14 protein-coding genes and 1 riboswitch are annotated in these 19,570 nt (G+C 65.2%); of the genes, 8 read left to right on the forward strand and 6 right to left on the reverse strand.

Annotated elements, in window-relative coordinates:
- Window positions 1-67 precede the first annotated feature (67 nt).
- Window positions 68-238, forward strand: a riboswitch (M-box (ykoK) riboswitch).
- Window positions 239-419: 181 nt separating this feature from the next.
- Window positions 420-647 (forward strand): hypothetical protein, encoded by a 228-nt coding sequence (locus I2456_RS01775; RefSeq protein WP_085073873.1) that lies wholly within the window; start codon window positions 420-422, stop codon window positions 645-647.
- 128 nt (window positions 648-775) lie between these two features.
- Here I2456_RS01775 and I2456_RS01780 read toward each other — a convergent pair whose 3' ends face one another.
- From I2456_RS01780 to I2456_RS01790, 3 genes are all read right to left on the reverse strand, one after another.
- Entirely contained in the window at window positions 776-1,708 is a 933-nt protein-coding gene (locus I2456_RS01780; RefSeq protein WP_085073874.1) for an NADP-dependent oxidoreductase, read from the reverse strand.
- The gene (gene car / locus I2456_RS01785; RefSeq protein WP_085073875.1) at window positions 1,705-5,247 is read right to left on the reverse strand and encodes a carboxylic acid reductase; all 3,543 of its coding nucleotides are present in this window, start codon (window positions 5,245-5,247) and stop codon (window positions 1,705-1,707) included. The genes I2456_RS01780 and car overlap by 4 nt, the downstream gene beginning before the upstream one ends.
- A 110-nt stretch (window positions 5,248-5,357) precedes the next feature.
- Window positions 5,358-6,113: a L,D-transpeptidase gene (locus I2456_RS01790; protein ID WP_068030757.1), complete on the reverse strand. Its 756-nt coding sequence runs from the start codon at window positions 6,111-6,113 to the stop codon at window positions 5,358-5,360.
- Window positions 6,114-6,281: 168 nt separating this feature from the next.
- Between I2456_RS01790 and I2456_RS01795 the strand changes: the two genes are divergently transcribed.
- Window positions 6,282-7,226: a LysR family transcriptional regulator gene (locus tag I2456_RS01795; RefSeq protein WP_068030328.1), complete on the forward strand. Its 945-nt coding sequence runs from the start codon at window positions 6,282-6,284 to the stop codon at window positions 7,224-7,226.
- Here I2456_RS01795 and oxc read toward each other — a convergent pair.
- Window positions 7,223-8,920, reverse strand: coding sequence for an oxalyl-CoA decarboxylase (oxc, locus tag I2456_RS01800; protein ID WP_085073876.1), 1,698 nt, complete (start codon window positions 8,918-8,920; stop codon window positions 7,223-7,225). The two genes, I2456_RS01795 and oxc, sit on opposite strands and share 4 nt — an antisense overlap.
- 240 nt (window positions 8,921-9,160) lie before the next feature.
- Here oxc and I2456_RS01805 point away from each other — a divergent pair, with 240 nt between their 5' ends.
- Window positions 9,161-10,717 (forward strand): FadD7 family fatty acid--CoA ligase, encoded by a 1,557-nt coding sequence (locus I2456_RS01805; RefSeq protein ID WP_085073877.1) that lies wholly within the window; start codon window positions 9,161-9,163, stop codon window positions 10,715-10,717.
- 19 nt (window positions 10,718-10,736) lie between these two features.
- Here the strand turns inward: I2456_RS01805 and I2456_RS01810 are convergent, their stop codons facing one another.
- Window positions 10,737-12,884, reverse strand: coding sequence for an elongation factor G-like protein EF-G2 (locus tag I2456_RS01810; protein WP_085073878.1), 2,148 nt, complete (start codon window positions 12,882-12,884; stop codon window positions 10,737-10,739).
- Window positions 12,885-12,995: 111 nt separating this feature from the next.
- Window positions 12,996-13,403, reverse strand: coding sequence for a TIGR03668 family PPOX class F420-dependent oxidoreductase (locus I2456_RS01815; protein WP_085073879.1), 408 nt, complete (start codon window positions 13,401-13,403; stop codon window positions 12,996-12,998).
- A gap of 282 nt (window positions 13,404-13,685) precedes the next feature.
- On the opposite strand from I2456_RS01815, the gene I2456_RS01820 reads away from it, so the two are divergent.
- The 5 genes from I2456_RS01820 to I2456_RS01840 all read left to right on the forward strand — a co-directional run bounded on the left by I2456_RS01820 (window position 13,686) and on the right by I2456_RS01840 (window position 19,563).
- Window positions 13,686-14,588: a cyclopropane mycolic acid synthase family methyltransferase gene (locus I2456_RS01820; RefSeq protein WP_085073941.1), complete on the forward strand. Its 903-nt coding sequence runs from the start codon at window positions 13,686-13,688 to the stop codon at window positions 14,586-14,588.
- Window positions 14,589-14,649: 61 nt separating this feature from the next.
- Window positions 14,650-15,246, forward strand: a complete 597-nt coding sequence (locus tag I2456_RS01825; protein ID WP_169717192.1) for a nuclear transport factor 2 family protein — start codon at window positions 14,650-14,652, stop codon at window positions 15,244-15,246.
- Complete coding sequence (locus tag I2456_RS01830; protein ID WP_085073880.1) at window positions 15,239-16,276, forward strand: S1C family serine protease; 1,038 nt, start codon at window positions 15,239-15,241, stop codon at window positions 16,274-16,276. The genes I2456_RS01825 and I2456_RS01830 overlap by 8 nt, the downstream gene beginning before the upstream one ends.
- Window positions 16,277-16,408: 132 nt before the next feature.
- Entirely contained in the window at window positions 16,409-18,211 is a 1,803-nt protein-coding gene (gene treS / locus I2456_RS01835; protein WP_068030760.1) for a maltose alpha-D-glucosyltransferase, read from the forward strand.
- On the forward strand, window positions 18,208-19,563 hold the full coding sequence (locus I2456_RS01840) for a maltokinase N-terminal cap-like domain-containing protein (RefSeq protein WP_068030352.1): 1,356 nt from the start codon (window positions 18,208-18,210) through the stop codon (window positions 19,561-19,563). The genes treS and I2456_RS01840 overlap by 4 nt, the downstream gene beginning before the upstream one ends.
- The last annotated feature ends 7 nt before the right edge of the window (window positions 19,564-19,570 follow it).

Consider the following 19,570-nt stretch of genomic DNA (forward strand, 5'->3'; position numbering starts at 1 on the left):
GTTCGAGGGTAGGCCGTGGCGCGACCCGTTTGACGAGTCGAGGGTTCGGTGCGACCATGGGACCCGCAAGACACCTCGGTAGGTGAGGCGTCTGCATGGACACAGGCCACTGACCCCGAACGTCGAGAGACGCCCCGGGTCAGGACAGCTCTTCCCGGCCTAAGGGTTGAGCCCAAGTGGCTTCCGAAGCATTCGGATACGCCGTGCAGTGCCGAAGCTCCGACGAGAGGGGTGTGTTCGACGCTCTGCCGTCGAAGGTTCGCGCCTCTTTCGTGTTGGTGAAACTGTGATGACACCCGCGTGTGTCCTGGCTGCGAGGAGGTGAGGGCGAGATATGAGTCCCAGCGATAGTCCCTATCCCGAATCCATCTTGTCCCGATCCGGCTCCGGCATTCGCTTCGCCGCCTGAGTGTGACGGCTTGGCCGTCCAGCGGCTGAATGACGCGCGCCGATCGGGCTGCCAGCAGGAGCACGCCATGATCATGACCGTCAACCATGTTGCGCCGCCGCGCATTTTCCGGACTTCTGCGGCGAGAACAGCGCTGCGGCGGGTGACCGAACAGTTCCGCGCCGCCCTGAACATGAGCGCCGAAGAACGGGCCAACGCGTACGTGACGCGGATGCCCGTATCGGTAATCGGCACTTGAGCAGGCCGGCATCACCAGGCGCGAGGCGGCGGGTGCCCACCCGCGGCCAACTCTCGTTCGGATTCACTCTTTTGGCCAGAACCCGTTGCGACAGCGAGAGATCGGCCTGGCGTAGCTCTGGCCGCGTGTTAGGGCACCAACACGATTTTGCCGTGCGTATGCCGCTGCTCGAGCACTTCATAAGCGTCAGCGACGCGGTCAAGGGGGAAGGTGGCGGCGATGTCGAAATCGACCGCGCCGGTGGCGATCAACCCGGCGATCTCGCTGAGCACCTCGGGGGTCGACGCATCGACGCTGCCCTCGGTCTTGGCGCCGACTTCACCTGCCTTTTGGAACGCGATGATGGTCTCGATACGCTCCGGCGCCACGCCCAAGTCGACCGCCAGCTGCACGTAGTCGGGTCCGAACAAGTCGATGAATGCATCGATCCCGTCGGGCGCGGCGTCGCGTAACCGCTGCGCCAAACCGTCCCCGTAGACGATGGGCGTAACACCGTGGGCGCGCAGCCACTCAGCGTTGCCGGGCCCGGCGATGCCCAGGACCCGTACGTCGCGGTGCACCAGCAGCTGCACCACCAGAGTGCCCACCCCGCCCGCAGCGGCCGAGACGGCGACCGTCTCACCCGGTTGCGGTGCGACGGCACGCACCGCCGCGTACGCCGTAGCGCCGACCACATACAGCGAACCCGCCACCTCCCAACTCAACTCGGGCGGTTTACGGATCAACTGCGTCACCGGGACGGCAGTGTGGGTGGCGTGGCTGGACCGGCGCAAGCTGAACCCCAACACCTCGTCGCCGACGGCGAACTCGCTGACCTCGGGTCCAACGGTGGTCACGATCCCGGCCAGGTCACTACCCTCCCCGGAGGGGAAGGTCGCGGGGAACATCTCGTGCATTGCTCCGAGCCGGATTGCGGCCTCGCCGGGATTGATGCCGGCGGCCCGAACCTCGACGACCACCTCGCCCGGTGCGGGCGTCGGCATGTCGATGTTCGTCACGTACAGCACATCTCGTCCACCGTAACGGTCGAAACGCACGGCGCGGGCGGTCTCGGCGGTCATCTCCCAACCCCCTCGATCAGTCCGAGCAATTGCAAGTCCGCGACGTACTTGTCGATCAGCGCGGGCGACAAATGCGGAATGTGTTGATCTGGACCGATCTTGGCCGCCTGGACCGCCTCGCGGAAGACGTCGGTGGGAGCGGGCGCGCCGCGCAGCGGCCGCTCCGGCTGACGGTAGGCCTCCAACAGCGGTAACACCGAGTACTGACGCTGCTTGTCGGGCAAGGCACGAAGCGCTGTCTCGAAACGGCCACGCCATTGGTCGTAGTCGTCGATGCGGCGGATGTCGTGGCCGGCGGCGATCAGCCAGTCGACGAACACGTCCAGTGAGACACCGTCGTCGTGCGGGTTCATGACGTCGAACGAGCGGTACATTCCAGCTTCGGCTGAGTCTTCGCCCAGTGTGGTGACCGATTCGGCGACGAAGTCGGCGGGCAGGCCATCGTAATGCGCCCGAGCGCGCCGCCCTGGATCGTCGGACTGGTAGAAAGACCACGGCGCAATACCGGTGACCAGCAGGCTGAAGATCAGGCGGGTGAACATATCCGGGACATTGAGCTGTCCCGCGAACTGGCTGTGGGCCAGGATCATGTCGGAACGGAACACCGCGACGGGTAGGCCGCACAGATCGTGTGCTTCACGCAGCAATACCTCGCCGGCCCACTTGCTGTTGGCGTACCCGTTGGCGTAACTGGAATCGACGGGCCGCACCGCGCTGATTTCCCGGATGTCCCCGTCCTCGTCGAATTCGCCTGCGGGCACAGGCATCGCCACCGCGACGGTCGACAGGTAGGTGACGGGCTTGATGCGCGCGGTGATCGCCAGTCGGATCAACTCGGCCGTGCCCACCACATTGGGCCCGAACAGCTGGTCGTAGGGCAGGACGTGGTTGACCAGCGCGGCCGGGTGGACGATCATGTCCACGGTCTGCGCCAGCCTCTCCCAGGTAGCTTGATCCAGACCGAGATTCGGCTCACCGATGTCGCCGGGGATGACCTCGAGGTGATGGGCGGCCAATTCCTCGAACCGCTGCACCAACTGCAAGTCGCCGCTGCCGAAGACATCGGCCAACCGGGCACGGGCCGCTTCGGTGTCGTTGCCGCGCACGACGGCGATCAACTTCCCGCCACGCTCGGACAGCCGTTGCAGCCACTCCAAGGTGAGGAACCGGCCGAGATACCCGTTGGCCCCGGTCAACAGCACGGTGTGTGGAGAACCGGCTGCTCGGGGCAGCGTGGGCGCTTGGGCCAATGTCGCGGGGTCGATGAATTTGGTTAAGGTGAGCTCCGCCGCGCGCACCTGCGTCGCGCCCTTCCCGTGCACCGACGCGAAGGTAGGCCGCTTGGAGACGGATTGCTGTTCGCCTGCAACGTAATCGGCCAATGACTGAAGATCAGTGGTAGGACCGATGATCAGGCCTACCGGCACCTCCACATCGAAAATGTCCTGCAGAAGATTCGAAAAGGTCAACGCCGACAGGGAGTCACCACCGAGATCCATGAAGTGTGCATCCGGCGCCGGCGGGCCACTCACCAGTCCCAACAAGGCCTCCGCGGCGCGGGTCAACGTGTCGATCACCGGGCGGTCGGCCGCACCTTCGCGCAGGGAACGAAGTTCGGCGACCCGGGTATCGGCGAGTTCGGTGTAGAGCTGTTCCAGTCGCTGACCGTAATGCTCTTTCAATTTCGGCCGCAGCAGCTTACCGACCCCCGACAGCAATCCGTTGTCGGCGCTGAACGGGTCGAGTTCCACCAGGAAGTCGACGGGCACCTCATAGGATTGCAGCTGGGCGAGTTTGGCTGTCTGACGCAGGGATTCGCTCAGCGCAGCCTTCAGCCCGGCCGCGTCACCGGCATACCTGTCCAGGGCCTCGCCGGTGGGAACCACCACCGCCAACAGGTACGGGCGCTCGCTGTTGCCGTAAACGAAAATCTGCCGAACCAGTGGCGCGCTGGCAAACACCGCTTCCAGTCGGGCGACGGCGACGAACTCTCCTTGCGCCAGCTTCAAGACGTTGTTGCGTCGGTCGACGTAGACGAGCCGGCCCGGCTCCAGCTCGGCCATCACATCACCGGTGCGGTAATAGCCTTCGGCGTCAAACGCTTTCGCCGTGACGTCGGGCCGCTTGTAGTAACCGGACATCGACGTGGCCGACTTCACCAGGAGCTCACCACGTGGATACGGCTTGTCGGTAAGGAAGTAACCGAGCTCGGGGACGTCGACGAGTTTGTAGTCGATCACCGGGGGTTTGGTGATCACGCCGTCTTTGGTGACCATACCCACCTCGGTCAAGCCATACCCGTCCACGACATGCACGCCCAAACACGCTTCGATGAAGTTCTTCATCTCCGCCGATAGCGGTGCGGTGCCGCTGAAGCTGGTGAGGACCCGGCCGCCAAGAACGTTCTCGCGCAACTGCGCTAGCGCCTCGGTTTCGGCTGCGGCGGTCTCCGCTCCTTGTGCGACGCGTCGGTCGACCGCGCTCTGGTAACGCTGATAGAGCATCTCGGCGACGCGGGGCACCAGCCCCATCTCGGTGGGGCGGACCAGGTTCCAGTCGTCGAAGAGTGTGGACAAGTCGCTTTCCGGCACGAAGTAGCTGGTGCCGCCGGCCTGAAACGCCGTGGACAACGGTATCCGGCCACCGAGGTGGTTCAACGGCATGAAGTTGACGTTGAGTACTGGGATGTGCTCGAAGTCCGGCATCAGCTGGTTGGTCCAGATCTTGGCCACCATCCGCTCGGAATACATTGCGCCCTTGGGCAATCCGGTGCTGCCCGAGGTGTACATGATCATGGCGAGCCGTTGGTCGGTGTCACCGGTGAACAGCGGCTCCGCTGGCAGAGCGCGGCCGCGGGATATCGTGTCGTCGAGTGTCTCGACGGCTACCGACATGCCCGCGGCGGCAATCTTGTCCCGTGCCCGCTGCAAGCCTTCGCGGTGGTCGTCGACCTCGGGTTGGTAGTCGAAGACAACCAGGCGACGCAAACTGGTGCTGCCCAACGCCGCTTCGACGGCAAGGTCGAGGTAACCCGCCCCTACGGCCAGTGTCTGGGGTTCGACCTCGGCGAGGATGGGCTGCAGCCGCGACGCGGTGGTGTTGTGCTGCAGCGGCACGGCCACCAAACCCAGGTAGCCGCAAACGAGGTCAACGGTGAGATATTCGGCGCTGGCGAATCCCACCGTGGCGACGAAGTCGCCCGCAGCGGTGGGATGGACCGGATCGTTGCGCCATGCCGCCGCGATCGCGCGCACGTTGTCCCACAGTTCGCGGTACGTGATGGTCTCGAATCGGGGAAGCAAGGAGGTCGTGGTGCGGCCGGTGTGGGGATCGGTGGTCAGAGCACGAGCACGCCATCCGAGTGCCGGGCGATCCGCGTAGCCATCGACGAGGGTTTCCAGCACCTGGGACAGTCGGAGCTCGGGTTGACGCGCTGCTGAGCGCGTTGCGGCAACTGGCTTGGCGCGCCGGAACTGATCATCGTCGGCGAAAAGCCGCTCAACTCGTGTGGCGAGGGAATCTACCTGCGGACCGGTCATGGCTCGGCCTTTCGTTCGCGTCAGTCTCTAACGCAAACCGGCACAGCCAGGCAGCTCTTCCGGCCAGGCACTGTGACCGTCGCCACACGCCTGCGCCGACCACGACGACGTCAGGCCACCACGTCTATCGGGTCACCCACCTGGACCTGGTTGAAATACCACGCGGCGTTGTCCGGACTGAGGTTTATGCACCCGTGGCTGACGTTGGCATAACCCTGTGAATTCACTGACCACGGCGCCGAATGCACGTACACGCCACTCGAGGTGACGCGCACGGCGTACTGCGCGGTGATCAGGTAGCCATCCGAGGAATTGAGCGGGATGCCGATGGTCCGCGAGTCCATGACCACGGTGCGTTCCTTCGACATGGCGTTGAAGTTGCCCATGGGCGTCGGGCGGCTGGGCTTACCCATCGACGCCGGCATCGTGCGCAGCACCTCACCATTGCGGCTGACCGTGAAGGTGTGCTTGGAGATGCTCGCCACACCGAGCAGCGCATCACCGGTTTCGAAGCCCTCGGTCAGCTCCTGAACACCTACCGAAACATGGGTATGCGCAGGCCAGTATTGATTGGGGACCCACTGCACGACGTTGCCGTCCAGCCACTGGAAATGTCCGGTCATGTTGCTCGGTGAGGTGACGCGGATGGTCCGCTCGGCTGAGCGCCGATCGAAGACGGGCGCGTTGAACGTCACCACCACCGGATGTGCCACACCCACCACCGCGCCATTGGCCGGCAACACCGAAGCAACCCCGGGGGGCGGCGTGGGCACCGGCAGTGCGGCGGTAGCCGTGCTTCCCGATCCCGCCGCAACCATCACGGCAATTGCCACCATAACGAACAGATAACGAACCGCTCCGCGCATGGCGCCCACCCTCCGAGATGGTCCGACGAATATATCGACATTCTAGATGGTGTCTTACCGCTCGGGGCCATAGCAAACATTTCTCGGGTAGCTCCGCTAACGTCGGTAGGCGTCCGGGCAGCGACCAGCTAGCCTCACCGAGATCGTGCCCACGGCCCAGGAGGTGCGGTGCTCTTCCGTCAGCTCGAATACTTCGTCGCCGTCGCCCAGGAACGCCATTTCGCCCGGGCCGCCGAGAAGTGTTACGTATCCCAGCCGGCGTTGTCGTCGGCGATTGCGAAGCTGGAACGCGAACTCAACGTCACGCTGATCAACCGAGGCCACAGCTTCGAGGGGCTCACCCCGGAGGGCGAACGATTGGTGGTGTGGGCCAAGCGAATTCTCGCCGAACACGATGCCTTCAAAGCAGAGGTCCGCGCCGTGCAGTCCGGAATCACCGGCACACTGCGGCTGGGGACGGTACCCACCGCATCGACGACGGCATCGCTGGTGTTGTCGGCGTTCTGCTCGGCCCATCCCCTGGCAAAGGTGCAAATCGCGTCCCGGCTGGCCGCGACCGAACTGTACCGGCGTCTGCGCGACTTCGAACTCGACGCCGTCATCGCGCATCCCGCACCCACAGACAGTTCCGACGTGGAGCTGATTCCGCTGTACGAAGAGCATTATGTGCTGCTGTCTCCGGCCGACATGTTGGCGCCGGGCGTCGGCGAATTGCGCTGGCCGGACGCCGCGCAACTGCCGCTCGCGTTGCTCACACCTGATATGCGCGATCGCCAGGTCATCGACGCGGCGTTCGCCGACCACGGGCTCACTGTTACGCCGCAGGTGGAAACCGATTCGGTGGCTTCCCTTTTCGCCCAAGTCGTGACGGGAAACTCCGCGTGTATCGTGCCGCACACCTGGTTGTGGACCACTTCCATCAGTGGATCCACCAGTGCGGACGTGCGTGCGGTTCAGCTGGTGGACCCGAGCTTGAAGGTCCAGATCGTGCTGGGTACCAATGCTGCCGGGCCGGGGTCACCGGTGGCGCGCGCCCTGTCCGCGTGCGCTCAACAGCTGACGCTGGACGAATTCTTCGACGCCCAGTTGCGCAGCCTGACCCGGCAGCGTTAAGACGATGTCGTGGTTTTAGCCGGGTTCAGGTTCGCCAGGTGTCCGCTCTCGACTCCGGCGGACGGGTCGAGTTCGCAGTCGATGAGTGCGGGCCTATTCGACGCCAGCGCTTCGGACAACGCCGCGGTGAGCTCCGCCGGTGTCGTCACGTGATATCCCTGGCCGCCGAAGGCCTGTGCCAGCAGCTCGTGGCGGGCCCCGGCGTTGAGCACGGTTGGCGCCGGATCCTTCTCGGACGTTACTGAGCCAGAGGGGATCTCGTCACCGCGGTAGACCCCGCCATTGTTGAGTATCACGACAGTGACCGGAAGGCGGTAGCGGCAGATGGTTTCGATCTCCATGCCGCTGAACCCGAACGCGCTGTCGCCCTCGATCGCGACGACCGGTCGGCCGGTCTCGACGGCGGCGGCGATGGCATAGCCCATGCCGATGCCCATCACGCCCCAGGTTCCGGTGTCGAGACGGTGCCGGGGCAATTCAATGTCGATGATGTTGCGCGCCAGGTCGAGTGCGTTGGCGCCCTCGTTGATCACATAGACATCCGGCTTCTGTTGTAACACCGCGCGGATGGCACCCAGGGCGTTGTAAAACCGCATCGGATGCGGGTTTTCGGCCAGGCGCTCGCGCATCTTGGCGTTATTGGCCGATCGGCGCTCCTGGAGTTGGCTGGTCCAGTCCGCCGCCGGGACGCTGATCGGATGCTCGGTCACCTCCTGAATGAGCGCCGCCATCACCGAACCGATGTCACCGGTGAGCGGCGCCACGATCGGTTGATTGCTGTCGAATTCGCTGGCGGCGATGTCGGCTTGGATGAACTTGGCGTCGGCGGCCCACTGGGGTGACTCCCCATGTCCGAGCAGCCAATTCAGTCGTGCGCCGATCAGCAATACGGCGTCGGCACGCGAGATGGCCAGCGACCGGGCCGCGGCGACCGACTGCGGATGGGAGTCGGGCAGCAGTCCCTTCGCCATCGACATCGGTAGAAACGGTATGCCGGTCGTCTCCACGAACTCGCGAATAGCATTGTCGGCCTGGGCGTAGGCCGCGCCCTTGCCGAGGACGATCAGCGGCCGTTGTGCCTGCGCGAGCACGTGCAGGGCTCGTTCGACGGCGTCGGGTGCCGGCAGCTGGCGCGGCGCCGGATCAACGATCTGCCAGACCGAGGCGGCGGCGGCCGCGGTCTCCATGGTCTGGCTGAGCACCTCACCGGGAATGTCGAGGTACACGCCGCCGGGGCGCCCCGAGATTGCGGTGCGGACGGCGCGGGCGATGCCGCGGCCGATGTCTTCGACGCGCCCGATGCGGTAGGCGGCCTTGGCGAACGGCCGCGCGGCATTGAGTTGGTCGAGGTCCTGGTAGTCACCGCGCTGCAAATCGACGATCGCCCGACCGCTCGATCCAGAGATCTGAATCATCGGAAAGCAGTTCGTGGTGGCGTTGGCCAGAGCGGGGAGCCCGTTGAGGAAGCCAGGGCCAGACGTCGTCAGGCACACGCCCGGCCGTTGAGTCAGGTAACCCGCGGCGGCGGCGGCGTTGCCCGCGGAGCTCTCGTGCCGGAAGCCGATATAGCGGATCCCGGAGGACTGGGCGGTGCGGGCCAGGTCGGTGATGGGGATGCCGACCAGGCCGTAGATGGTGTCGACGCCGTTGGCCTGCAGGGCTGCCACGACCAGATGAAAGCCGTCGGTGGTCATGGTGGCGATCCTCCTGTGCGTGCGGTCTGTGCTCACCACTGTCGTCCGGCCCGCGGCCGGTGTCCAAGACCGGGTCGCTATCCGTCAATCGACAGCATCTATCGATCCTCTTCGACGCGACCGCTTGAGAAATCAATAGTCACCGGCTATCGAGCGGTAGCCGATCAGTATTGGACTTGCCGCGCTCGCCGCGGGCATCGTGCTCACTAGGCCGAAGCACCAGTCGAAGGAGCGCACGCGATGACATCCCAGCAGTCGAGCCCGCGTATTGCCGACCTTGTCCACGCGGCGGCAGACCGTATGCCGGAAGCGCCGGCGCTGATCGTCACCGCCGACCGCATTCCCGTCAGCTACCGGGACCTCATCCGGCTCGTCGAGGACCTTGCCGGACAGCTCACCGACGCCGGACTGGGGCCCGGTGACCGCATCGGGTTGCGCACCGCCAGCAGTGCCGAGTTCGTCGTCGCCCTGCTCGCCGCGTCGCGCGCCGATTTGGTTGCGGTGCCGCTGGATCCGGCATTGCCGGTGGCCGACCAACGCGCCCGCACCGACGCCGCCGGGGCGCGCGCGGTGCTCATCGACAGGGTTGCCTCCGGTGACGAAACCGAACCGGACGTGGTCTGGTGGCCGATCGCGGTGTCGGTCAACCGTGCCGAAGGCACCCTGTCGGTGCACCTGGACACGGCCAGCGAGCCCAAACCCGCCACGTCGTCGCCGCAAGGACTGCGCCACGAGGACGCGATGGTCATGTTCACCGGCGGAACCACCGGGTTGCCGAAGATGGTGCCCTGGACGCGAGGCAACCTGGCGAACTCGGTGCGCTCGATCATCGCCGGATATCAGTTGGGCCCGCAGGACGCCACGGTTGCGGTGATGCCGCTGTACCACGGTCATGGCTTGGTCGCCGCGCTGCTGTCGACCTTGGCATCCGGGGGGACGGTGTTGTTGCCCGCGGGTGGCCGGTTCTCCGCGCACACCTTCTGGGACGACATCGCTGCCGCCGGCGCCACCTGGTACACCGCGGTCCCGACCATTCACCAAATTCTGTTGGAGCGCGCCAAGACCGAGTCCGCCAGCCAACCCGCCGCGTTGCGCTTCATCCGCAGTTGCAGTGCCCCGCTCACCGCCGAAGTGGTGCAAGGACTTAAGGCCGCGTTCTCCGCGCCGGTTGTCTCCGCCTTCGGGATGACCGAGGCCACTCATCAGGTGAGTACCACTGGTGTTGACGAGGTCGGGAAACTCTCTGAGGCAACCGGACTCGTGGGTAATTCGACTGGGGCCGAAATCCGGATTGCTGGGCCGGACGGTGCGGCGCTGCCGCCGGGGGCGGTGGGCGAGGTGTGGCTGCATGGCAGCACGGTGGTGCGCGGTTACCTGGGTGATCCGAAGATCACCGCGGCCAACTTCACCGACGGCTGGCTACGCACCGGCGACCTCGGATCGTTGTCCGAGCAGGGAGCGCTGAGCATCCGCGGACGTATCAAAGAACTCATCAACCGTGGTGGTGAGAAGATTTCGCCCGAACGCGTCGAGGGCATCCTGGCCAGCCACCCGAACGTCCTGGAAGCCGCCGTGTTCGGGGTACCTCACCCGATGTACGGAGAGGCGGTCGCGGCGGCGATTGTGCCGCGGGGGGCGAACCCGCCCAGTTCGGAGGACCTGGCCGAATTCTGCCGAGGAAGGTTGGCTGGCTTCGAAATTCCCGCCGCATTCGAAGTGACGAGCGAACTCCCGCATACCGCCAAGGGTTCCCTGGACCGGCGCGCGGTGGCCCAACGGTTCGGCCGTCAGGGTTGAGTGCGGCCAAGATCCGCCGCTACGCCGAAGCTTTGACCCGGGCGGCGGCGGATTCGGGCATCGGTTCATAGCGGGCGAACGCCCGGGTGAATGTCGCGGCACCGTGCGCCAGCGAGCGCAGGTCGTTCGCGTACCGCGTCAATTCGACTTGCGGCACTTCGGCTTTCACCACAGTGCGGTCGTTGCCGGTGGTGTCGGTGCCCAGTAGTCGCCCCCGGCGGCCGGACAAGTCACCCATCACCGCGCCGACATAATCGTCGGGCACCAGAACCGAAACCTCGTCGATCGGTTCCAGCAGGATGATTTTGGTGGCCGCCGCGGCCTCCTTCAACGCCAGAGCGCCGGCCATCTGGAAGGCGAAGTCGGATGAGTCGACGCTGTGTGCCTTGCCGTCGAGCAGGGTGACGCGGATATCGACCACCGGATAACCGGCGTGCACACCTTTCTCCATCTGGGCGCGGATGCCCTTCTCCACGCTCGGAATGAATTGACGGGGCACCGCTCCGCCGACGACCTTGTCGACGAACTCGAATCCCGAACCTCCCGGCAGCGGCTCGACCTCGATGTCGCACACCCCATATTGTCCGTGTCCGCCGGACTGCTTGACGTGGCGGCCATGACCTTTGGCCTTGCCGGCGAACGTTTCTCGCAGCGGCACCCGAAGCTCGACGATATCCACCGTGACGCCGTACCGGTTGGCCAGTGCGTCGAGCACCACGCCGGCATGCGCCTCACCCATGCACCACAACACAATCTGGTGGGTCTCTTGGTTCTGCTCGATCCGCAACGTCGGATCCTCGGCGGCCAGGCGGCCCAGCCCCACCGACAGTTTGTCTTCGTCGGTTTTCGCGTGCGCCGCGATAGCGACCGGCAGCAGCGGTTCGGGCATGGTCCAGGGTTTGAGCACCAGCGGTTCGGACTTATCCGACAGCGTGTCACCGGTTTCGGCGCGGCTGAGCCGGCCGATCGCGCAGATGTCTCCGGCCACCACTGCGGTGGCCGGGCGCTGCTGTTTACCCAGCGGGAAGGACAACACCCCGATGCGCTCGTCCTCGTCATGGTCGGGGTGGGTGTCGCCGTGCCCGTTGGTCTGGCCGAAGAACGACGAAAAGTGCCCGGAGACATGGACTGTGGCGTCCGGCTTGATCATCCCGGAGAACACCCGGACCAAGCTCACCCTGCCGACGTACGGGTCCGACGTCGTCTTGACCACTTCGGCGAGTAACGGCTCGGCGACGTCACACGCCAGTTCCGTGTGCGTCGCACCCTGCGGTGTGAAGACGTCGGGTAGCGGATGTTCCTTGGGGGATGGGAATCCGCGGGTGGCGACCTCCAGCAATTCCAGCGTGCCCACCCCGGTACTGCTGCACACCGGGAGGACCGGGAAGAACGAACCCCGCGCGACGGCGCGCTCCAAATCCTCGATGAGGATCGATTCGTCGATCACCTCACCGCCGAGGTAGCGCTCCATCAGCGACTCGTCCTCGGATTCTTCGATGATGCCTTCGATCAGTGTGCCGCGCGCCTCCTCGATGCGCTCGGCGTCCGACGGGTCGGGCGCTCGCGTGGTCCGCTTCCCCCCGGAGTAGACGTACTGCGTCTGGGTCAGCAATCCGATCAGCCCGTCGCTGGTGGGCAGGTAAAGCGGTAACACCTTGTCGCCGAACGCATCTTGGGCCGCGACCAATGCCTCTTCGTAGTTCGCGCGGGCGTGATCGAGCTTGGTGACCACCACCGCTCGAGGCATGCCGACCTGGCTGCATTCCTGCCAGAGCGACTTGGTCGGCTCGTCGACGCCCTCGTTGGCGGCGATCACGAACAGCGCGCAGTCGGCGGCCCGTAATCCCGCTCGCAACTCACCGACGAAGTCGGCGTATCCGGGAGTGTCGATCAGGTTGATCTTGACGCCGTCGCGCGACAGGGACGCCACCGCCACACCCACCGAGCGCTGCTGGCGGATTTCGGCATCGTCGAAGTCACAGACCGTCGTACCGTCCACGACGGATCCCGGCCGGGACAACACGCCACCGGCCACCAAAAGCGCCTCGACGAGGGTGGTCTTACCGCCGCCGGAGGGTCCTACCAGCGCCACGTTGCGAATGGCGTCGGGGCTCTCCGCGGTGGGAACCGCTGCTGCGTTCTGGGCAGCACCCGCTCTGTCGGCCATGACGTTCCTCCAGTCCCCCGGCCCCGTCGCCGGGATGTGTCCTAGCTCACATGCGATGCGGCCAACTTTTCTCCCATCCGGGGCGCTGCACAAGGCCCCGCGATGGGCTGGTTACGCATGCCAGCTGGACCAGCGCCGCACGGCCAATGCGATGACCGGACCGTCCAGCGAAACAGACTGATACTGAGGGTATTTGGCGCGCAAGAGGCGATAGCCGACGTGCAGGGCCGCGCCGTCGTGGTGAACGGCGGCCACACCGTCCGCCCGCACCCACCACAACGACGTCCAGTCGGCGGCGTAATGGTCGACCAACAGGCTGGCATGGGGGTCGTGCTGGATGTTCTCCAGCCGGCGCAGCCGCTGGGTGCTCTTGGGTTTCGCATCGACGGCGGTATAGACAACCTCACCGTCGACGGCGAACACCACTGGCACCAAATGCGGTCGGCCCGCGGCGGTGATGGTGGCCAGCCGCGCGACCGGCGCTTGCGTGAACCGGACCTTCGGGTCGAAACCGTCCACGTGGTCAGCTTAAGGGCCGGTCGCCGCCGCGTTGATCATGCCGGGCCGGCCCCTATTGCCGACTGCGCCAAGTGACGGCGCAGGGGTGGCAGCTACCTAGCGGGAAAATTGCTGTGGCGCAACGTGTTGGCCGGCGGGAACCCGAAAGCTCAACTTGGCCCGAGTTAGGGGTGGCTCAAGGTAGCCTTAGTGCTGCATAGCGAGACTCGCTAACTATCGATCGGACCGCTCGGCCGGCACTCGGGACCCGTGACCAACGCAAACCTCAAGGGGAACTCGCACATGGCTGACCACGGGTCGTCCCCAGTCGGGATGTTGCGGCCGCCATTCGAACTCGTTCAGGCTCATTACGACCTGTCCGACACCCTCTTCGCGTTGTTTCAAGACCCGTCGCGGACGTACAGCTGCGCGTATTTCGAGCACGACGGTATGACACTCGAGCAGGCACAGCTCGTAAAGCTCGATAGGTGTCTGAGCAAGCTGGATCTTCAGCCCGGGATGACTCTGCTGGACATCGGCTGCGGGTGGGGCTCAGCGATGCGGCGCGCGATGGAGAAGTACGACGTCAACGTCGTCGGTCTGACGTTGAGCAAAAAGCAGCACGCGTACACCCAGCGGTTGCTCGGCGACATCCCAACCGGCCGCTCCCACGCGGTCCTGCTGCGCGGCTGGGAAGAGTTCGGCGAACCGGTTGACCGCATAGTCAGCATCGAGGCGTTCGAGGCCTTCGGAAGGCAGCGCTACGCGGCCTTTTTCGAGATGACACATCGGATCCTGCCCCCCGGCGGCCGGATGGTCTTGCAAACCATATTCGCCCACCCGCCCCGGTACTGGAGGAAGCGTGGCATCCACACCACCACGAGTGACTTCAGGTTCATGCGATTCATCAGCCAGGAGATCTTCCCCGGTGGCGAGGTGCCGTTGGCCGACGACGTTGTCGAGTTTTCGAGCGCTGCCGGCTTCTCGTTACAGCATGCGGAAATTTTGAGCCCGCATTACGTCCGTACGCTCGATGCGTGGGCGGCGAACCTGGCGGCCCGCCGCGACGATGCAATCGCGGCCACGTCGCACGAGGTTCACGACCGCTTCTACCGGTACTTGACGGGCTGCGCCGACTTCTTCCGGAGGGGCATCATCGAGGTCGGACAGTTCACCTTCGCCAAGGGTGAATCTCCAGCACTCTAGAAGCTGCCTGCGCCGCAGCTCAGGTGCGCCTGTTTGATTCGCCCCGCGTTACCGTTAGCTGATGCTGGCGGCGCAGACCCAGATCACCAACCTGCTTTATCGCTATGCCGAATGCATCGACACCGGTGACTTGGCCGGCGCAGCCGACCTGTTCGGGCACGCAAGCATTCGCATCGGCCACGACGCCGAGCACGGCACGACCGACGCGGCCGGGTTGCTGGCAATCTGGAAGTCGCTCATCATCCTGTATCCAGACGGCACCCCGCGGACCAAACACGTGGTCACCAACCCCATCATCGAGGTGGACGACGAGGCCGGCACCGCCCGCTGCCGCAGCTACTACACGGTGTTGCAGCAAACCGATGAGCTGCCACTACAGGTCATCGTCACCGGTCGCTATCACGACCGTTTCGAACGAATTGACGGATTTTGGCGGTTCTCCTACCGCGACCTGACCCTGATTGACATGGTCGGTGAGGTAAGTCACCATCTTGGCGCGCCCATTGCTGCCGCCCCCCCGCAATTCCCCGGGAAGGAAGGGCTAACACGGTCTGAAGTGGGTATCTGGACTACGGTGTTGTTGAAAACTGCCCGGACCTTAGGACTGGGACAGTTTCGCTTTTCTTCACCCCGACGCAGGAGGTCACGGGATGTATAAGTCGCGTAACCGACCACTGAAGTGGTCATGGTTGATCGCGGTATTGACGGTCCTTGGCTTCGGCCTGGCTACTCCGCCGGCGCCCGCACACGCCGCGCCGTCCTTCCCACTCGACCCGTCCGCACTGGTCGGACAGGTGGGCCCGCAGGTGGTCAACATCAACACCAAACTGGGCTACAACAACGCCGTGGGCGCCGGGACAGGCATCGTCATCGATCCCAACGGTGTGGTGCTGACCAATAACCACGTCATCTCCGGAGCTACCGACATCAGCGCATTCGACGTCGGTGACGGCCGCACCTACGGTGTCGACGTGGTCGGTTACGACCGCGTCCAAGACATTGCGGTACTGCAGTTGCGCGGTGCCGCCGGTCTGCCCACCGCCGCCATCGGCGGTGGCGTCTCGGTCGGCGAGCCGATCGTGGCCCTCGGCAACACCGGAGGACAGGGTGGCACGCCGCGCGCCGTCAGCGGAAAGGTGATTGCGGTCAACCAGACCGTCCAGGCCTCCGACCAGTTGACCGGTGCCTCAGAGACACTCAACGGCTTGATCCAGGTCGACGCCGCGATTCAGCCGGGCGACTCGGGCGGACCGGTGGTCAACAACGCGGGACAGGTGGTCGGCATCAACACGGCCGCTACGGAGAACTTCCAGATGTCGCAGGGCGGCCAGGGCTTCGCCATCCCGATCGGACGGGCGATGGGTATCGCCAACCAGATCCGCTCCGGCGGCGGCGGTGGCACCGTGCACGTCGGTCCGACGGCCTTCCTCGGCCTTGGCGTGGTGGACAACAACGGCAACGGCGCGCGAGTGCAGCGCGTGGTGGGTGACGCGCCCGCCGCGTCGGTGGGGATCTCCGTCGGCGATGTGATCACTTCCATCGACCGCACCCCGATCAACTCGGCGACCGCGTTGTCCGATGCGCTCAACGGTCACCACCCCGGTGATGTGATCTCCATAACGTTGCGATCCAATTCGGGTGGGGTGCGCACCGAAAACGTGACGTTGGCGGACGGGCCGCCCGCCTGATCGTTGGCCTCCAGAACTCACCGGCGAACGAATTCGATTGGGCTGAACCATGTTTGGGCTAAGTTTTCGTAAGTTCTGTCCGGTCGTGATTCTTTGCAAGGCGGGTCGGGTACACGTGGCATCGTGGAATTGATGACTGACGCGATTAACGCCGGTAGGCACGATCACGCGCACGATCCCGCTGCGGGCAGCCACGTCGAAGGTGGTGTGGTCGAGCACCCGACCGCTGAAGACTTCGACAACGCCGCTGCACTACCCGCCGATCCGACGTGGTTCAAGCACGCCGTGTTCTACGAGGTGTTGGTCCGGGCGTTCCTGGACCGCAACGCCGACGGATCCGGTGACCTGCGTGGTCTGCTCGACCGCCTGGACTATCTGCAGTGGCTCGGCGTCGACTGCATCTGGCTGCCGCCGTTCTACGACTCGCCGCTGCGCGACGGTGGTTATGACATCCGTGATTTCTACAAGGTGCTGCCCGAATTCGGCACGGTCGAGGACTTCGTTGCCCTTGTCGACGCCGCCCACGAACGGGGGATCCGGGTCATCACCGACCTGGTCATGAACCATACGTCGGACTCACACCCGTGGTTTCAGGAGTCGCGCCAGGATCCCGACGGGCCGTACGGCGACTTCTACGTGTGGAGCGACACCAGCGAGAAGTACACCGACGCCCGGATCATCTTCGTCGACACCGAGGAGTCCAACTGGACCTTCGATCCGGTCCGCCGCCAGTTCTACTGGCACCGGTTCTTCTCGCACCAGCCGGACTTGAACTACGACAACCCGGCCGTGCAGGAAGCGATGATCGACGTCCTGCGGTTCTGGCTGGGGCTGGGTATCGACGGTTTCCGGTTGGACGCGGTGCCCTATTTGTTCGAGCGCGAAGGCACCAACTGCGAGAACCTGCCGGAGACGCACGCCTTCCTCAAGCGGTGCCGGAAGGTGGTCGACGACGAGTTCCCGGGCCGGGTACTGCTGGCTGAGGCCAACCAGTGGCCGGCCGACGTGGTCGAGTACTTCGGCGACCCCAGCACCGGCGGCGACGAATGCCACATGGCGTTCCACTTCCCGCTCATGCCACGCATCTTCATGGCGGTGCGACGCGAATCGCGTTTTCCGATCTCGGAGATCCTGGCCCAGACACCCGACATCCCCGACATGGCGCAGTGGGGGATCTTCCTGCGTAACCACGACGAGTTGACCTTGGAAATGGTCACCGACGAGGAACGCGACTACATGTACTCCGAGTACGCCAAGGACCCGCGGATGAAGGCCAACGTCGGCATCCGCCGCCGCCTGGCGCCGCTGCTGGAGAACGACTTCAACCAGATGCGGTTGTTCAACGCGCTGTTGCTCTCCCTGCCGGGCTCGCCGGTGCTGTATTACGGCGATGAAATCGGCATGGGCGACGTCATCTGGCTGGGTGACCGCGACGGGGTGCGGACCCCGATGCAATGGACGCCGGACCGCAACGGCGGATTTTCCACCGCCAATCCCGGCCGCCTCTACCTGCCGGCCAGCCAGGACCCGGTCTACGGCTATCAGGCGGTCAACGTCGAGGCGCAACGCGACACGTCGACGTCGCTGCTCAACTGGACCCGCACCATGCTCGCGGTGCGGCGCCGCCACGACGCCTTCGCGGTGGGGTCATTTCACGAATTGGGTGGCTCGAACCCGTCGGTTTTGGCGTTTGTGCGGGAAACCCGGGGTGAGAACGGCGAAGAGGGCGACCTGGTGTTGTGCGTCAACAACTTGTCGCGGTTTCCGCAGCCGATCGAACTCAACTTGCAGCAATGGAACCACTACACACCGATTGAACTGACCGGGCAGGTGGCATTCCCCCGTATCGGGCATCTGCCGTACCTGCTCACACTGCCGGGACACGGTTTCTACTGGTTCCAGTTGTGCTCGTCCGATGAGGAGGACCACGGATGACCCCCTCCACCAAGCTGCCTTGGTCGGAATGGCTGCCGCAGCAACGTTGGTATGCCGGGCGCAGCCGGGAGTTGGCAAGCGCAGAAGCCGCCGTCGTTGTGCCGTTGCGCGAGGACTTGGAGGTGGTGCTCGTCGACGCCGCCTACACCGACGGGTCGACCGAGCGGTATCAGGTGATCGTGGGATGGGATCACGAGCCGGTTCCTGAGTACAGCACGCAGGCCACCATCGGCTCCGCCGACGACCACATCGGCTTCGACGCCCTTTACGACGCCGAAGCACCGCAATTTCTGCTGTCGCTGATCGACTCGTCGGCGACCCGCGGGGAATCCGAAACGCAGATCCGGTTCGCCAAGGAACCCGACGTCAAGCTGCCCCTAGACGCCTATCCGCGAGTGGCCGACGCCGAGCAGAGCAACACCAGCGTGATCTTCGACCGGGCGCCGGCGGCCATTTTCAAAATCTTCCGTCGGGTCAGCCCCGGGATCAATCCGGACATCGAACTCAACCGGGAACTGGGCCGGGCCGGCAATCCGCATGTGGCCCGCCTGCTGGGCGTCTATGAGCTGGGCGCGTCGGAGGAGGCGCCGGAATCGGCGTGGCCGCTGGGTATGGTCACGGCGTTCGCTGCCAACGCGGCCGAAGGCTGGGCAATGGCGACCGCCAGCGTCCGCGACCTGTTCGCCGAGGGCGACCTGTATGCCCACGAAGTCGGCGGCGACTTCGCCGGTGAGGCGTATCGGCTCGGCGAAGCGGTCGCCTCCGTGCACGCCGCGCTGGCAGAGACCCTGGGTACCGCGCAGGCGCCGTTCCCGGTGGACACCGTGTTGTCGCGGCTGTCGGCCACCGCGGCGGCCGTGCCCGAACTCGAGCAGTACGTCGCCACGATCGAGGAGCGCTTCGGCAAGCTCGCCGACGAGCCGATCACCGTCCAGCGGGTCCATGGCGACCTGCACTTGGGGCAGGTGCTGCGCACGCCGGAGACCTGGGTCCTGATCGACTTCGAAGGAGAGCCGGGGCAGCCGCTCGAGGAGCGGCGCGCACCGGATTCCCCGATGCGCGATGTGGCCGGTGTGTTGCGCTCGTTCGAATACGCCGCGTACGGGCCGTTGGTCGACCAGGGCGGGGACCAGCGGCAGCGCGCCGCGCGCGCCCGGGAATGGGTGGAGCGCAACCGAACCGCGTTCTGTGACGGGTATGCGGCTGCGTCGGGCACCGACCCGCGCGACTCGGCTCTCGTCTTGGCTGCCTACGAACTCGACAAGGCGGTGTATGAGGCCGGCTACGAGTCGCGGCACCGGCCGAGCTGGCTGCCCATCCCGTTGCGATCCATCGCCCGCCTGACCGCCTGACACCTTC

Origin of the sequence: Mycobacterium kubicae, from assembly GCF_015689175.1 — a bacterium.
In the GTDB taxonomy this organism is placed as follows: Bacteria; Actinomycetota; Actinomycetes; order Mycobacteriales; family Mycobacteriaceae; genus Mycobacterium; species Mycobacterium kubicae.

What these genes read in the sequence shown, in the direction of transcription:
- I2456_RS01820 (WP_085073941.1), top strand. Translation starts at nt 13,686, where the DNA reads ATGGCTGACCACGGGTCGTCCCCAGTCGGGATGTTGCGGCCGCCATTC.
- I2456_RS01840 (WP_068030352.1), top strand. Translation starts at nt 18,208, where the DNA reads ATGACCCCCTCCACCAAGCTGCCTTGGTCGGAATGGCTGCCGCAGCAA.
- I2456_RS01790 (WP_068030757.1), bottom strand. Translation starts at nt 6,113, where the DNA reads ATGCGCGGAGCGGTTCGTTATCTGTTCGTTATGGTGGCAATTGCCGTG.
- I2456_RS01825 (WP_169717192.1), top strand. Translation starts at nt 14,650, where the DNA reads ATGCTGGCGGCGCAGACCCAGATCACCAACCTGCTTTATCGCTATGCC.
- I2456_RS01780 (WP_085073874.1), bottom strand. Translation starts at nt 1,708, where the DNA reads ATGACCGCCGAGACCGCCCGCGCCGTGCGTTTCGACCGTTACGGTGGA.
- I2456_RS01830 (WP_085073880.1), top strand. Translation starts at nt 15,239, where the DNA reads ATGTATAAGTCGCGTAACCGACCACTGAAGTGGTCATGGTTGATCGCG.
- I2456_RS01805 (WP_085073877.1), top strand. Translation starts at nt 9,161, where the DNA reads ATGACATCCCAGCAGTCGAGCCCGCGTATTGCCGACCTTGTCCACGCG.
- treS (WP_068030760.1), top strand. Translation starts at nt 16,409, where the DNA reads ATGACTGACGCGATTAACGCCGGTAGGCACGATCACGCGCACGATCCC.
- I2456_RS01810 (WP_085073878.1), bottom strand. Translation starts at nt 12,884, where the DNA reads ATGGCCGACAGAGCGGGTGCTGCCCAGAACGCAGCAGCGGTTCCCACC.
- oxc (WP_085073876.1), bottom strand. Translation starts at nt 8,920, where the DNA reads ATGACCACCGACGGCTTTCATCTGGTCGTGGCAGCCCTGCAGGCCAAC.
- car (WP_085073875.1), bottom strand. Translation starts at nt 5,247, where the DNA reads ATGACCGGTCCGCAGGTAGATTCCCTCGCCACACGAGTTGAGCGGCTT.